The organism is Pseudomonas sp. G.S.17, from assembly GCF_038096165.1.
Taxonomy (GTDB): domain Bacteria; phylum Pseudomonadota; class Gammaproteobacteria; order Pseudomonadales; family Pseudomonadaceae; genus Aquipseudomonas.
In genome coordinates this window covers 20,819-35,283 of sequence record NZ_CP151077.1, presented here as the reverse complement: position 1 = coordinate 35,283, position 14,465 = coordinate 20,819, and the positions used below count along the sequence as shown (strand labels likewise).

General features: G+C 54.0%; 19 protein-coding genes. 1 reads left to right on the top strand and 18 read right to left on the bottom strand.

Translation table 11 applies throughout. The features are described 5' to 3' along the window. Positions 1-29: 29 nt before the first annotated feature. The 15 genes from AABC73_RS29330 to AABC73_RS29260 form a co-directional block, all read right to left on the bottom strand. Complete coding sequence (locus AABC73_RS29330) at positions 30-290, bottom strand: plasmid replication protein RepB (RefSeq protein ID WP_341524391.1); 261 nt, start codon at positions 288-290, stop codon at positions 30-32. Positions 291-431: 141 nt separating this feature from the next. Further along, positions 432-716, bottom strand: coding sequence for a hypothetical protein (locus AABC73_RS29325; RefSeq protein ID WP_341524390.1), 285 nt, complete (start codon positions 714-716; stop codon positions 432-434). Positions 717-1,072: 356 nt separating this feature from the next. Beyond that, positions 1,073-1,291 (bottom strand): hypothetical protein, encoded by a 219-nt coding sequence (locus tag AABC73_RS29320; protein ID WP_341524389.1) that lies wholly within the window; start codon positions 1,289-1,291, stop codon positions 1,073-1,075. Positions 1,292-1,500: 209 nt separating this feature from the next. After that, positions 1,501-1,827, bottom strand: a complete 327-nt coding sequence (locus AABC73_RS29315) for a hypothetical protein (protein WP_341524388.1) — start codon at positions 1,825-1,827, stop codon at positions 1,501-1,503. Continuing rightward, positions 1,824-2,594 (bottom strand): lytic transglycosylase domain-containing protein, encoded by a 771-nt coding sequence (locus AABC73_RS29310; RefSeq protein ID WP_341524387.1) that lies wholly within the window; start codon positions 2,592-2,594, stop codon positions 1,824-1,826. Before AABC73_RS29310 ends, AABC73_RS29315 begins: the two co-directional genes overlap by 4 nt. Positions 2,595-2,756: 162 nt before the next feature. Beyond that, positions 2,757-3,134 (bottom strand): hypothetical protein, encoded by a 378-nt coding sequence (locus AABC73_RS29305; protein ID WP_341524386.1) that lies wholly within the window; start codon positions 3,132-3,134, stop codon positions 2,757-2,759. Continuing rightward, on the bottom strand, positions 3,115-4,533 hold the full coding sequence (locus tag AABC73_RS29300) for a TrbI/VirB10 family protein (RefSeq protein WP_341524385.1): 1,419 nt from the start codon (positions 4,531-4,533) through the stop codon (positions 3,115-3,117). Before AABC73_RS29300 ends, AABC73_RS29305 begins: the two co-directional genes overlap by 20 nt. Positions 4,534-4,542: 9 nt before the next feature. Then, positions 4,543-5,385 carry a TrbG/VirB9 family P-type conjugative transfer protein gene (locus tag AABC73_RS29295; RefSeq protein WP_341524384.1) on the bottom strand — a complete coding sequence of 281 codons (843 nt, stop codon included), beginning with the start codon at positions 5,383-5,385 and terminating at the stop codon, positions 4,543-4,545. Beyond that, positions 5,382-6,152, bottom strand: a complete 771-nt coding sequence (locus AABC73_RS29290; protein WP_341524383.1) for a hypothetical protein — start codon at positions 6,150-6,152, stop codon at positions 5,382-5,384. The genes AABC73_RS29295 and AABC73_RS29290 overlap by 4 nt, the downstream gene beginning before the upstream one ends. A 10-nt stretch (positions 6,153-6,162) precedes the next feature. Further along, positions 6,163-7,350 carry a hypothetical protein gene (locus tag AABC73_RS29285; RefSeq protein WP_341524382.1) on the bottom strand — a complete coding sequence of 396 codons (1,188 nt, stop codon included), beginning with the start codon at positions 7,348-7,350 and terminating at the stop codon, positions 6,163-6,165. Next, positions 7,350-7,847 carry a hypothetical protein gene (locus AABC73_RS29280; protein WP_341524381.1) on the bottom strand — a complete coding sequence of 166 codons (498 nt, stop codon included), beginning with the start codon at positions 7,845-7,847 and terminating at the stop codon, positions 7,350-7,352. The genes AABC73_RS29285 and AABC73_RS29280 overlap by 1 nt, the downstream gene beginning before the upstream one ends. Positions 7,848-7,860: 13 nt before the next feature. Next, positions 7,861-8,724, bottom strand: coding sequence for a hypothetical protein (locus AABC73_RS29275; protein ID WP_341524380.1), 864 nt, complete (start codon positions 8,722-8,724; stop codon positions 7,861-7,863). A gap of 3 nt (positions 8,725-8,727) precedes the next feature. Continuing rightward, positions 8,728-11,313: a hypothetical protein gene (locus tag AABC73_RS29270; protein WP_341524379.1), complete on the bottom strand. Its 2,586-nt coding sequence runs from the start codon at positions 11,311-11,313 to the stop codon at positions 8,728-8,730. A gap of 2 nt (positions 11,314-11,315) precedes the next feature. Beyond that, positions 11,316-11,636, bottom strand: a complete 321-nt coding sequence (locus AABC73_RS29265) for a hypothetical protein (protein WP_341524378.1) — start codon at positions 11,634-11,636, stop codon at positions 11,316-11,318. Beyond that, entirely contained in the window at positions 11,633-12,004 is a 372-nt protein-coding gene (locus tag AABC73_RS29260; protein WP_341524377.1) for a VirB3 family type IV secretion system protein, read from the bottom strand. Before AABC73_RS29260 ends, AABC73_RS29265 begins: the two co-directional genes overlap by 4 nt. Before the next feature lie 98 nt (positions 12,005-12,102). On the opposite strand from AABC73_RS29260, the gene AABC73_RS29255 reads away from it, so the two are divergent. Next, a complete protein-coding gene (locus AABC73_RS29255; protein WP_341524376.1) occupies positions 12,103-12,348 on the top strand; it encodes a hypothetical protein in 246 nt (81 codons plus the stop codon). Positions 12,349-12,639: 291 nt separating this feature from the next. On the opposite strand, the gene AABC73_RS29250 is transcribed toward AABC73_RS29255, so the two are convergent. From AABC73_RS29250 to AABC73_RS29240, 3 genes are all read right to left on the bottom strand, one after another. Next, positions 12,640-13,059 (bottom strand): hypothetical protein, encoded by a 420-nt coding sequence (locus tag AABC73_RS29250; protein WP_341524375.1) that lies wholly within the window; start codon positions 13,057-13,059, stop codon positions 12,640-12,642. A 339-nt stretch (positions 13,060-13,398) separates the two neighbouring features. Next, complete coding sequence (locus tag AABC73_RS29245; RefSeq protein ID WP_341524374.1) at positions 13,399-13,686, bottom strand: hypothetical protein; 288 nt, start codon at positions 13,684-13,686, stop codon at positions 13,399-13,401. A gap of 349 nt (positions 13,687-14,035) precedes the next feature. Further along, a complete protein-coding gene (locus tag AABC73_RS29240) occupies positions 14,036-14,194 on the bottom strand; it encodes a hypothetical protein (RefSeq protein ID WP_341524373.1) in 159 nt (52 codons plus the stop codon). Positions 14,195-14,465: the final 271 nt, after the last annotated feature.

The following is a 14,465-nucleotide window of genomic DNA, read 5'->3' as shown; positions in this document are numbered from 1 at the left end:
GCCGGGCTTTCTGGTTTCTGCAATTTGCTTTATGCCACCAGCGTTCTCACTTCCATAAAACCCACCTTTCTTGCATCGGCATGAACAGAATCAAGACTCTTGTAGATTTTGCGTTCATCTGAGCGCGCCAAGGTCATGTATTCCCGCCACTCCCGCGATCCATCAGTACGGACAACCGTAAGCACCCACGACGCTTCGCCATTTGGCAACAGAGCCTCGGGTGCGACGATGGCCTCTTTCAAGACACCGTCCTTGAACAGCTTGCGCATTGCAGCGATATCCACGGCCATCACGCCCTCAAAATCGTTGGTAATAACGACTCAAGCCTAAGCGTCGTTGCACGAAAAAGCAATTCGTGCAGTGAAAAAGCCATTTCGACGGGCTTTTCCGGGACGCCAGATGCAGAAATTTGGATTTTATGTAAGGCCGCCCTACTTCCGTGCCGCGCTACGCGCGCCATAATTCAGCTCAAAATCCTCAGGGAGTCGGGTCACGACTTCCCGCGCGCCCAGCCGATGGGCATCCATCAGCGCAGCGGTCAGTCTGACGTAGTGCTTCACGCGGCTACCATCGCCTGCAATGCTCACAGGGATGGTTTCGCCATCGGTTTTGGTGACGTTAAGCACCCATTGGCCGGGAGCATCGGGAGCCGGTTCTACGGCGACACTGGCGACAACGCCCGCGCTGGCTAGCTGCTTCAACAAAAGTAAACGCACTGTCTGTCCTTAATCCGATTCTGCTGCCGGAATGCAATCAATTGCGACGTGGCCAGGTTGACCAGGTGCGCGGAAATGCAATCAAACTAAGCTGTCTGTCTTTCAAGAGGCCGGGCTCTGCCCGCCTCTCGCGACGCCTTCGGCGCCTTCTCTCCAAACCCGCTCTTGCCCGCGAGGCGTCGGGAAGCTGGGGGGTGAAGCCTTCCCCAGCCTCCCTAGCGGAGGCTGCTGCCACTTCTAGCCGTCAAGGGGCCGTGTCCTCGCTTCGCTGCGGGCCGCTCCAACCCCTTGACCGCTCTTCGTGACGGGTAACGCATGTTCGTGCCCTGGCGCGCGTTAGCGGGCCTGGGCGGGCCTTACTCTGCTGCTGGTTGTGGCTTTGGTTCGTACACACGCAAAACGATGCGACCACTGACGGCGATGTTCGGCGTTAGCTCCACATTGAAGCCCTTCCCGTCCGCTGTCGGGAATGCGGCACCGACCTTCGTCCAGGCGGTTTTTGTCTCTTCGCCGGATTTGTATTCGTGTGGGATCAGAGCGTCGTAACGGACTTTTGCTTTGGTTTCAGTTGCCATCGGTGTGTCCCTCGGTGTCGTCATTGAATGTTTTGGTACTTGAATTTGGTGCCAGATGCCCCGGCCAGCTCACCACTAAGCAGGTGACGCGACCGCTGACAGAACCTGTTTGCGGTCTACAACTTGCTGCCGGATGCCCCGGCCCCCCACCACTAAGCAGGTGACGCAACCGCTAGGCGAAATTCGCAAGCGGCCTACTTCAAAAAGCTTTACTGATCGGAATCGGAATTCTCGTCGGAATTCTCGTTGGCTCGCCGTGCGCCTTCGTCCAGGTAGCGATCTTTGTCGCTGTCGCTGACGCTAAAACTAGGTGCGTCGACGCAATAGGTTTTGGTCTTATGCTTCTTGCGGTAGATCATCGGAGGCTGCCAGCACTTCTGATAAACCTTCGGGCAGTCGCCCTGAGTAAACCCCGTGGTAGCGCACATTTTGTAAGCACCGCGCATGTCGTTCTTGTCGTTGTAATCGAAGTCGAATTCGCTACCTGCGAACGCGCTTCCAGATACCAATAGCCCCAGCAGAATTAGCCGTTTCATTGATTGTTCGCCTCCAGCTGCGCGACACCCGCCATGATCGTGCTGACGTAGTTCTGCGTCTCGGAAAACGGCGGAATGCCGCCGTATTTATCGACTGCCCCAGGGCCTGCGTTGTACGCAGCCAGAGCCAGTTCGACTTGCCCGTATTTCGCGAGCAAATCAGCGAAATACTGGGTACCGACTTTGATGTTCATTTCCGGATCAAACGGGTCGATGTTGAATTGCTTCGACAGATCCGGCATGAGCTGCATCAGCCCTTGAGCCCCCTTGGGGCTAATGGCGTTCGGGTCGCTGCGGGATTCTTGCTTAACCATCATGCTAACGAGGCGCGGGTTCAGATTGCGTTTCGCTGCGTACACCTGGATCAGATCCGCGAAAGGCCTGTCTCCCAAGCTGACCGATGCAGCGTCGAACGGGCTCGACTGAGCCGGTACAGCAACGGCACCGGCAATCTGACGCTCAACCGGTGCCGGTTCCTTGGCCTTGAATGCCCCTTTCATTGCCTGGATCTGGTCTTCTGACCAGCTCGCGCGGCGATTCTGATCGCGGAACGCGGACATTGGTCGCGGCGCCGGGGCCGAAGCCCCAGGCACTGCGCTAGGGGCTGCGGCGACGTGCGCCGATCCGCGAGCCTCCGGAAACAAGTACTCGTAAAGCTCGTCAGTATTCGGCGCTTCTGCATCGGCTGCGCTGACCTGGGCAGTCATGCCCAGGAGCAGCGAACACACGATCAGCGTCTTACTTAGTTGCGGCTGGAAGAACGACATAGTTCGTTTGCTCCGGCTCATTATCAACGCTCACAGGCCGAGTGAGGTCACGGTAAACAACGTTGCGGCTGTTCAGATTGAAAAAGTCACCAGTGCCTACAACGCTTGTCGATGTGCAACCCGTTAAGACGGCGATTGCACTAATCAGCAAAATAGTTTTCATCACGACTTTTTCTCCGAGAACGAAATGAGCCTGTGATTGCGATCAATCACAATCCAATGATCTGTACCGATCAGCAGTTGCAGCGCATCAATAATCGGCATGGTGCGGTGAACCTTCGCAATGGGAGGGATGCGCTCCCCTGCCAATGAGACGGCATCATTCGGCGCCGGGTAGTTCGTCACCAGTCGATAGCCTGTTGGCTCCAGCAGATAACGTGCAGCGTCACCCACGGTCTTAGCGTCTTCCGGGTAGACGGTGCGCGCGTACAGCGACAGCGGATCCATGATGTAAGGCTTCGCTGTCTTCGCGTCCTGGGCAAAAGAAACCATTGGAACGAATGCCAAAGCGCACAGTGTTTTAATCAACATATTTCGCATAAAGATCGCTCCAAGGTTCGATGTAGACTTCTTTCTCAAGGACAATTTGCATGCTCTGTCCTGGGCGAATTGTTTGAGTTGGGACAATGTTCAAATACTTCTGAACCAGCGGTGCAAACTGCTCGCGGCTATTCTCTCCAACATCACCGGCATAACTACCTTCTTTATCGCCAGTACCTGAATAGCTGCTCTGAGTTCCTACCAGCGCGTACGCTGCAACACCCAAGAACTGCGCCATGAAGTGATAGTCGGTCTGATCTTCAATAGCGCCTACGCCCTCGCGGTCGGCAACCGATGCCGACTTGGTAAAGTCGATGACTTTGCCGTCTGGTCGAACTGCGTTTTTGACCATGAACGCCATGCGATTAGAAATTGCTTCGTTGACGTTACGAACTCGCAGAATGCCGATATTTATCTCTGTGCCTTTCGGAACAAGAACGTACTGGCGAGTAATGTCGTAAACGTCGCGGTTAACAATGGCCTTTAGCGAAGAATTCATGTAATCGGAAATCGCTTTCTTCGTTAACGTAACCGTCATTTCCGTTCCGGGCGGCATTTTCATTTTGCCCGCGATATCAGCGTTGTACTGATTGTCCTCGGTGTAGCCGACTACGTTCTCAGGCGGTTTGTTAAAGCCTGACGACACTTGTTGCAGGTCTTGCCGAACTTGCACGCGATCCATCGGACGTGGGCCCGACTGGGGCAACCCAGCGGCGCCATTGGCTGCAAGAGACGCGCGCAGCTTCTGAGCCTCGTTGATCCGCTGACGAACCTCTTCGCGGCGTTGCTCCAGGCTTGCGCCTTCGGTGAACGGCCTGTTGAGTTGCGCGATCTGTGCATTCATATCGCCGCTAGCCGCTGCCGGTGCGTTAGCCAGCGCTGGTGAGCTATGAGCCCCACTGGATGCCGCTGACCCCGACTTGCTCACCTTCTCAAGGCCCCACTTGGTTTTCGCGCTATCCAAGGCGCGAAGGGCTTCGCGGGCCTTCCACTGGCGGAGGGACTTCTCTTCCATCGAAACGGTGTCGTTCTCCCCTTCCTGCCCGCCGAGGCGCCCAGTTTTAGCAGCTGGAGCAGCGCCGCCTTTGATGTTGTTGAGCTGTTCCTCCAACGACCCAGCCGGAGCCGGTTCGATTTCGGAGCGGACGGTAGGCTTCCGGTTGCTCAACAGTTGATTGAACTGATCCTGCTTATCGCTCCCAGGTTTGGAACCAGCTACAGGGGCAGGCTCTGGCCGTGTTTTAGTAAGTCCGCCATTCATCTTTTGATAGATGTTCATCGCGGTCAGTACCAACAACAGCGTCAGCACTACACCAGCCGAGGCCCATAACCACAGTTGAACCTTCCTTTTATGTGTCGCGGGTTTTTCCTCAACCCGAGGCGATGATTCTTCTGTCATAAATCCCCCTTAGAACTCGCCGTGAGTTTTGCTATCGGCCCGCGAAATATTGATCTTCGCTTCGTCAGCTCTAAGGGTGAAACTTGGGTAGATGCCCGAGATAACATACATACCGTAAGCGTCGTCGTACTTAGTAGGTACAACGGCGTTCTTTTCACCAACTTCCGTCTCAACGGAAAGTAGGCCACGGTTCGGAGTGTTCAAGCGGATGTAAGTGAATCGACCATCGTCGTACACGTCCGAAATGATGTTCTGAGCCGCGAAGCCTTTACCCTGATCCCAGCTGTAACGGGTGTAAACGTGGTAGCGGAACCGGCGCAGCGCTTCCATAACGGCTTTCTTCTTGTCGTCCTCGGCCTGACGCTTCACCTGGGCCAGCTGCTGTTGCAACTGCTGAGCCTGCACCCCTGCTGCTGCCGCCCCCTGAGCCATGTTGGACGACTGAGCGCTAAGCGCAGCGCGTGCGCCAGGGGTGAAGAACATGCCGTCCGCTACGATCTTGACGCAAATGTCGTTCTTCGCGGCTGCTACGCGATTCGCCATGATGTCATAGGAGTTGCCGTCCGAAGTCCAGGCGCGGATGACGGCGGACTCCCCCAGTGGCTCATTGCTGTTCGGCTTGATGACGATCTGGTTCGATGCGCCTTCCGTGTCCCAAAGCGTGGAGCTGGAAACCGGATCCGTGATGGTGTCCGCTGGAAGCTCAACACGAGTACCCAAATTCATTGCGGTATTGATTTGCAAAACCGAATCAGGCTTCCAGTGAATAACACGGCAAGTTGCGGCTTCTGCGGATACAGCAGCAGCCAGCAGCAAAACGGTTGTGCCTACGTTGGTGATTAACTTGTTCATTGTGCTTTGACCTCTGCGCTGTTGTAGCCTGCCGGATCGTCAATCAAGTCGTACTCGACCAGTTCAAGACCGATAGGGTTAATTCGTAACCAATCCATTTTCTTCTCTGCCAATGCCTTTTTCGGCAACAGGCGCCATTGCACACGGAGAATCTTTTTCTCCGGGGTGCCTTTGATAATTCCGCCCGCGTTCCTGGTCGTGATAGTGAGGTAAACGTTCGACCGGATAACTTCGCCTGCTTTCTTCTCAAACACTGCCGGAATGCGGTCGTAGTGGTCTGCAAAGCCCCATTCAACATCTATCCGATCAGAGTTCTTGTCTGCCGCAATATCGACGGCCTTCTGACTCGCATTGAAGCCCCCTGGCTGAGTGCTCACGAAGTCATTCATCAACGGGTCAGACATAAACACGCCTGCTTCACCGTAATTGCGGCGAATGGTTTCCGGCTGTTGGCCGTAGCGAGCTTTTGCGAATCGCTCAAGTGCTGCGTCAATCGTCGAACGGAAGTAGAGCTGTTCATCTTCCGGCTTGAATTCGCTAACGTCAGAGGTGCCATCCGGGTACAGCTTGACGTAGACGATTTCTTTGTTGTTCTGCGCTTTTGAAAAGTTGGACGCATTTACCCAACCTTCCACGAAATGGCCCAGCAACAACAGAATGATGATTAGCAGGTAACGGTTATTTGCAGCATTCAACGCAGCGTTCTTTTTCGGAACCTCGCTGTCACTGTTTTTCTTAATTTCTTTTTCATCCGCAATGGCTGTCATAGACCACCCCTTATTTCAAAATTTTTCGTACAGCCATATTGGCCGCTGTTCCCAAACCACCGCTCAAGTTGCCCAAACCACCGGCAAGGGCGGAAGCGAAAGCGAACGACGACAGGACGAACAATGCAGCGATAATCAGCATCGCGGACGCATCACCTAGGATGTACAAGTTATCTAAACCGATTTGAACTACCGTAGCCGGGTCGCCATAACCATTGCCTGAGAAACTGACGCCAAGCGATTCAACTACTGCTTTAACCGAAATGGCGGCGACAACCATAGTTGCTTTCAGAACAATGAGCAGAAACCCGAAGCCGGTGAAGAACTTGAACCATGCGTCAAACAGTGCGCGTGTTGGCTGCAAAAGCATGAACGGAACGAAGATAAATCCGACCACTTTCGCCAGGGCATAACCGAAGTCGGCCCACATAGCCGCGAGCGATGCGATTAGATCGAGCAGGAACCCGGCGACCATCCATGAAAAGTAATAGCTAATCAGTTTGATGGTGTCGAAGGCGCCAACATCTTCGGCTGAAACCGCAGCCATCGCTTTATGAATCCACTGCGCCAAAAAGAAGTTGTCCGTGTTGCCTACCAAATACTCCTGGTAGCCGTTGGAGATACCAACCGCCACACCCCAAATTGCACTGGTAGCTGAGTTGTAACCGGTCATAAGGCTGAATGTGATGAACCACCAAACAACCGCCAGAAAATGCGACTCTGGATCCTGCCCTTTGAAGATGAACTTCACTATCTCAAAGAAAAACAGCAGTACCGACCCGGCGAGAAACATCATCCAGGCGAAGCCGTAAACGGCGCCTCCGGTATCCCCCATGATGCCGTCGACGAAGTCCTTCAACGCACCGTTGAAGATCCCGCGCATGGCCTGGGACAGTCCGGCCTCTGCTGGAGCCATGAACACCAGCGGCGAGCAAAACGCGGCCAGCATGGAAAGAGCAAGGACGATCGTCTTTTTGTGCTTCGCTCTCCAGCCGCCAGGGAGCGCTACAAGCGGTTGCGCGATGAAAGTCTGACCAGCCACCACGTACTGACCGTTTGCGTTCAGGGTGAACAGCGGGACTGCTACCGGCGCCTGATTCTTCCGATCCTGGCGGCGACCTTTGATTACGATGATCGTCCCAGCAATCGAGGCGATGGTGCCTGCCAGCAGGATTAAAGAAATCAGGTAAGGGTTCATTACTCCTCGCCCCCTTTACCCAGTGGGCAGCGACGAAGAACGCCAGAAGACTTCAAGCCTTTGCACTCAACGAACCATGGATCGTCCTGGCTCTGGCGCGCGCCGAGGATGTGGGTCTGGATCCACCACCCTTCACTCACGACAGCCTTTTTGCTCACTACGCCCGGCTTGCGGCGAGCGCTGAAATAGCCGCCCTTCTCGGCGGTTTTCCATTCGTTCTGGAGCGACTGCAAGGTCGATTCGGCAGCGGCTTTGCTCAGTCCTGCGTAATGCTTGCGGGAATACTCGTCAGTGCCGCGAGCTGGGTACAGGCCGTTGGCTTTCTCGGTGTACTGGCTGACGCATGCGTCTTTTTCACCGACCGTTTTGAAGCCCTTCGCATCACAAACCTTGATGCCCGCCTGAATCATTTTCGAACGTGCTGCATCTTCGGATTTGCTGTCAGCGGCTGCTGACAGAGCAAACAGAGAAAGCGCGAGCGCAGTTAGATATTTCATGTAATCCCCTTACTCAGTAGTCGGCCAAAGGCGTTTCATCAACGACAATGTCTTCCGATAACTTGGCTTTCGTTTCGGCCAATGCCGCCATCCGTCCCTGGTTCTGCAACGCAAAAATGTGCGCTGGCAGTTGGTTCGAATATTGAAGTTGTGCGTTGTTGATCGCGTTTTGTTGCTGCGCAGCCTCGATCACCAGCTCGTTTTGTTCGGCCATGACCTGGAGCGTTTTCAGATGATCCTCAGGGCCCAACGAAGCACGCTTTTCAGCCACTTCGCCGTAGCGCGTCATTTGAGTTTCAAGCTCGTCATTCATGTCCTCGACGAACAAGCTTTGGCCCACGGCCAGCTGCTCACGCGCGAAACTCTGCTCTGACGACGTGGTAGCTCGCGTTTCCGACTTCGCATCGAACGGGATCGCCCTGATTGCAGTCTCCAGGTCTTTCGCCCGGTCGATCCGCGCATACAGCTTTTGCAAGTCTTTACCTTTGTTGATCCATTTGCCGGAGTTGAAGTCCGGCATAGAGGAACCTGGATAGCTGTCGATCACACTGGCGTACTTTTTGTACAGCCCTTCCCAGTCGCGGCGATCCATCATCCGTTTCAGCGCCGTCATTTGGGTCAGCATGTGGTTGTAACTGACCATCGTTTGTTCGTACTGCTGGATCAGTTGCGCGAGCTGGCTTTCTTCCAAAATCGTTTGCTGCATCTGTTCGGTGTATTGCAGCAACTGGTTTGAATAATCCGCCACGGCCTGCGCAATGGATGCGATATCCACGACCGGAAAGCCGCTAGCGAAAGTAGTCACCGGCTGAATGCTTACCAGCACAGCAACGACCACACCCCGAAAAGTCTTACTGAATTTTTCCTTAAAGTTCATGTTTTATTCCTCCGGGAAAATGCGTTTGACCATTTCCGCAACCGCTTCGTCAATGTCTGGATATTTCGCAAGCATTTCATTAACGATAATTGCTTCATGTGGCCGACTAGTAGAAATCACATACTCCTGCTTAGTTGCGACAATGTTCACTGTTTTAGAGATACCAGCTTCGCGCTGAATGATATAAGCCTGCTTACGCGGAATCAGTGCAGCGATGGCATCGCATTCGCCGTCTTTCAGGTCAAACACTTTCTTATAAGCCTTCTTGTCCATGTTCTGGTCGGCCAGGAACCACCACGTTGATGCAGAAGAACGCAACGTGTCCCAGTCTTTCAGGTTTCCGTAATCATTAACGCCCTGAGACCAAAAACCCATACCACCGAAGTGCTTGAACCAAGTACGTGCTTTAGTAGCTACTAAATCAACGGTGCCTGGAATGCCGAAAATATATTTAGCTTCGTCAAACTCGGCGTATTTGGGGATGCTGCGGTTTTTAGGGTCTTCAAAACGTTTAATGATTCGATAGAAAATCTCGTTCATCACCAGCTGCGCAAGCTCAGGCTTATCCTTGACACCTTCCAAGTTGTACACGGACACGCGCTTTTCCAGCGAGCCGATGCCGTCAACGGCATTGTCGAATAAGTTGCCGTAGATGCCGCCACGAACCCAGCGTGCCAGTTTGACCTTAAGGCCATCACTGCAATGGTTGTAGAACGCTTTCATGTGTTGCAGCTCACGCGGTAAGCGCAGCGTTGCATTTAACGCACGGTCAAGCTCTTGCTGCTCATACGGTTCGATCCGGCGCATTTCCTCGCTCTCGTTGAGCGACAGCATGATGCGGACTTGCTTGAGCATGTGGTGTTTGAAGTGGCTATCCGATTCCCCTTCGGCGGTAACAAAGGGGTTCGCGCCACGGTCGGTTTCAGGGTTGCGAATTCGGAAAATCCCGCCGTCTTCCTTGAAGAATGCCGCCAATGGTTCCGAACCTGGATCCACGTCGATTGCTTCGTAGATTGAGCCTTTAGCCTCTCGCGCTGGCTGAGTGGCAGTCGCCTCGCAGGCTTCGATGCCATATTTCAGGAAGTGCGCGGCAATGATGTTTTTCAGGAAGGTCTTACCCGAACGGGTAGGGCCAACGCCGATAGACAGACATTTATCGCCAATAAAAGGACTGTAGTGAAATGGCGTGCCGTCTTCACTTTCAAAGACGTAAACCGCCTCTTCCTTTTGCTCGCCCCACTGTTTGATGCCTTCGCTCGACTTGTACACCATCGAGCAAGCACCAGCTTGCGAGGATGTGAACTCGGCACTGCGAAAGCATTTTTTGGCGTATCCAGGCATCAGCATTGGGAACAGGTCAACCATTCCGGCTGACTCCCACACCACGCTAAAGCCGCTCTGCGTGAGTGCGGTATTCATCAACCGGCAAGCGTCACGTAGCTTGGTAGGGTCTTTGTTGAAAATAACTACATGGGAGTGGTAGTTGTAGTAGCGATCCGGGGAGTTGGCAGCTTCCTCCAGCTCGCGCACTTTCTTTTTCAGAAGCTCGCTGCTGTTGATTTTCTGCTCAATCTCACTGCTCGCATCGTCGCCTTTCAGCATGGAGCTGAATTTCATCTGACTACGGTGCAGCTCATTTTCCTTGCCCGATAGCATCAGCGCTCGCTCGATCATCGAGAGAGGCCGCGCCCTGGTCATAATGAGGTAATTGCCTTTCTGGAGAATGGGCTTGCTGTCACCCATGCCCCACATACCCTCAGGAACGTATTCACCGCCGTAACCGACCATAGATGCGATCCGAGCGTACACCGGCTCGGGGCCTTCAATTTTCAGGCAGTCCAGGCCATCAACAACAACGGGATGAACATCGCCGTCAGCCAACAGACGATCCCAATCCTCAGATGGTACGGTTTCGGTTTTTGCAGTCTCCAGGTACTCAGGGCGAAGGTTCACCAAAGCCCTGCATTGGGCCCACAATTCAGCGGGAGTCATGCGGGTGTTATCTGGTGAAACGATCTGGAGCTTCGCGTCCAGGTCGGCCAGTGCGCCGTCCAAAAGGTCTGTCTGACGCCGCAACTCGGCTTGCTCTACAAGCCAAGATCCCCAGTTGCTGAACTTCGCCATAAGTGCTGAGCGTGCGGAACGCTCAAATGGTGCTGTGAACAGCATTTTGGCCGTGGCTGCGGTAAACAATTTGTTTATGTTGGCTTCGCTCGGAACGTCCAGCATCCAAAAAAGGCGGCTGGTACTGAGGTTCCGTTCCACGTTCAAAAACCGCTCGCGTTGCTTCGACAGCATGCTGCTACGCGGATCTTTGCGAGGTTTGAATTCAACCTGCGCCCCCTCGTAGTGCCAGTAATACTGAGTCACTACTGTGTCGGGGTGCTGGGTCTGGATCAGGTTTCGCAAAAGGACGGTAGAGCGCTCAAGATCTGAATCGCTTAGGCCCTTTGGGTCGATTCCTGACATTTCGAGCCCACCAATCAAACTGCCTGTGTGAGTCAGGCCGAAACCCTTCCACAGACCGGCTGTGTTCAGCATTTCATTGATTGGCTCGCCCGCGAGCTTTGCTGTCGTCGCTGTGGTCATGTTTAGAAGCCTTGCAGCCAAGTCAACAGAATGGCGATGTTCATCAACAGGATGACGCCGACACATACGCGGAACGCCCAAGCCATAGCAGCTGAACCCTGCTTAGGTGCGGCAACCCAAAGGCTCACAGCGGCAGCAGCAGACACAAAGGCGATGAACAGAACACCTGGGCCACCAACGAAGTTCACCAGCTCCTGCATGAACGCAGAGAACGCTTCTAGCGGCCCGCCGCCTGTACTGCCCAAATCGACATCGTTGTTGGCAGCGAATGCAGCCGGTGCCAGGAAGAGGCCGCACAGCGACCAAAAGACACGATTCATCATTTTTTCAATCCTTGGGATATGGGTTTCACTTTGAGAACGCCCCCGGAGTCGGGAACGAGGATCAGCACCCGGCGACGGACGCTGCGGCCTGCGGAGAGCCTGGACGGCGCGAACATGCTGCGCATCCAGACGATGTAGGCTTCCGGGTCTTCTTTATGGATCAGGTACACCGGAAGGAGGATTACGAACGCGAGAACTAGACTGGCTGGAACACCAATCCACAGCGGCAAGTATTTGCAAAACACGAAGGCGCTAAAAAAGGTCAAGAAGAGCGTGCCCACGAATACCCGCGACGGAATCCCCCAAATCATGTGGTGTTGGGTGAATACCGCTTTATTTTTCAGGTTGGGGTTTCTATGCTCGCCCATTTGTTTACAACTCCCTGTGGAGAAATGCACAACAATATGCGCATATATATACACATATCGAAAGCTGAGGCAATGTTTTTCCGGGCCGGGGCGACTGAATGAGCAGGTCAACGCCGACAAACATCACGCTTCCAGTTCACGTTCTGGAAGACACCGATAAACGATTGGTGGAGCCGCTTCAGTCCGAAAAATTTTTCGGAAGACCATCACGTTCTATGGTCATAAGGGCTTTGCTTGAAATCGCACTTGAGAACGGCGCTAGGTTCAACCCTGAGGCGATTCGTGACTACGAGTCGCTGAAAGGTGAGTTGCGCCGGATCCTGAAGGATCGCACGGAGAGTTAATCTGGCATCGTCCGATGATACCTATCGACACGGCGGGAGCTTAACGCTCCCCCTTGCCTGCGACGGTTTTGTGAAAAAGCCGTCAAAAAGCGTGCGTATTTTGCTTCTGGTTGTAACGACAATGCAACAGAAATTGAACGATCTTGAACACTTTACTGAATCATTCCTGAACAGAAATGTGCAGAAAGCAGCGAAAATCATCGATCACAGCTTCAATATCGCACAAAATGCAATCAAAAGGCCATGCCGGCGCCAACGATCGAGGACGCGAATGCAATCATTCCCGAATCGTTACGCCAAGAACCCCAGCACGCGGATTACCTCCTGGGGAGCCCGCCCGGTCATAACCAGAAATCGCCTCCAGACGCCGTAAGGCGGCTTCTTGCTGCCGTCCTTGAATGCCCTGATTCGTCTATCCGCTCCAGCGCTCTTAAGGCCCAGTAACTGGGCCAGCTTGGCGTCTGTTCCGTAATCGGGGAACAAGTCCTGAAAGTGCCGGAAATACGCTTTCACAACGACCGGATCCGGAGCCTCCCAGCCTTCATGCTCGCGCAGCAAGTGCGCGCGCGGGTAAAGGCTTTCGTCTACTAAGTCCTGGGCGGGGAGCCTCGGCGCTTCTAGATTCGCTTGCAACTGCGCGACAGCCTCCCTGGTAGCCTCTTCGAAAATCAGCCGGTGCTGATCTTGAATGCTCGGTAGATCAATTTTCATTGTCACTCCTTCGGCTGGGTATTGACGCTACCCAACGGATAAACATGAACACGAATCCCGCCAAAAAGTACGAAACTAGCGCGCTGCTGGCCTTGAATAAAAAACTTTGCGTAAGAGCCCCAGGCCACCCCAACCAGTCGATGGGATACGCGAAAAGGTAGCCCGCAAAGTCATGCACGAACGGGTAAAGCACGAACGTCATTCCCGCCAGTATCATAAACAATAGAACCGGTGGCATGGTCACACCCTCAATTTCGCTTCGTGCGAACCCATAATTGGCTTCATGACAACTCCTTAAATAACCCTAATGCAGTGACCGGGGGCCTTTCGGCCCCCTTTTCACCGTGGTGACAGCTCGATATGACGAACGTCTGAAACACGGATGTTGACCAAACTCAGTGTGCCCGTCGCTAACATCTTCCAGTACCCGCCTCGGTGAACGTGCATCAAGGCGTAAAAGAGATAGTCCGGGAGCAAGAGGTCTAATCGGTTTACCTGGATGCCGATATGTTCAGGGTTGAACTCTCGTACCGGTTCGCCGCATCGCTCCGCTGAGCCCCTACGAACAAGCCAGAAATGCGCCTCTGGAAAGTTCGTATGGATGGTCGCAACATCTGAAAGCTTCATCTCGTTCCCCGTTGCCAGCATGACTGGCCTGCTCGGAGTCGAGTGGCCTTCTGCATGCCACCAACACAGCTATTATAGGATCATCGATCCTATTTTGACAGCGGTATTTAGGATCTTTGATCCTATTTTTATTTTGGGAACGATTGCATTTACTCGCCCTGGAAGATCCTGCAGGACTTACGATTGATTGCATTTCCGCGCACCTGGTCAACCTGGCCACGTCAGATTTGATTGCATTCATCGGGTTGTCCTGCCGCCCCACCCCAGCCATACTACTGTTTCCATATACAGTAAATGGTGCGTTATGAGTCGCACGTTACCGCCGTTTCAGCCCGTTACCATCGCTGAGCTACGCCGGATCTGGACAGAACACCCCAGCAGCGATATACGCCGCCTTACGCTTGAGGTCGAGCATTACCGCAGGTTGTTCGCAGAGGTCGACCAGCTCTGCAAAACGGTTCATCAAGCGTGGCTTGAGGAACAGGGCAGCAACCTCGTTGCCTTTCATTTGCTAAAGCAGGTGCTGTATTCGGAGCGTGAGCGCGTGCATGGCTAGCGTTTCCTGCTAGGCCAGTAGCCGCCACACCCTGGGCACGGTGCGCCGTTGAGCGAAGCGCGGTCAGGCTGAATGGCGGGGGCCCCGCACCCCTTGGGGGTGGGTTCCGCGTCCGCAGGACTGGCCGACAGGCCATATTCTGCTTGACGGTGCGCAGTGACCCCCAGTCTCCGTGAGGGTGTGTGGGGTAGCTTCACCACCCCGCGCACCTGAGCCATGGGCG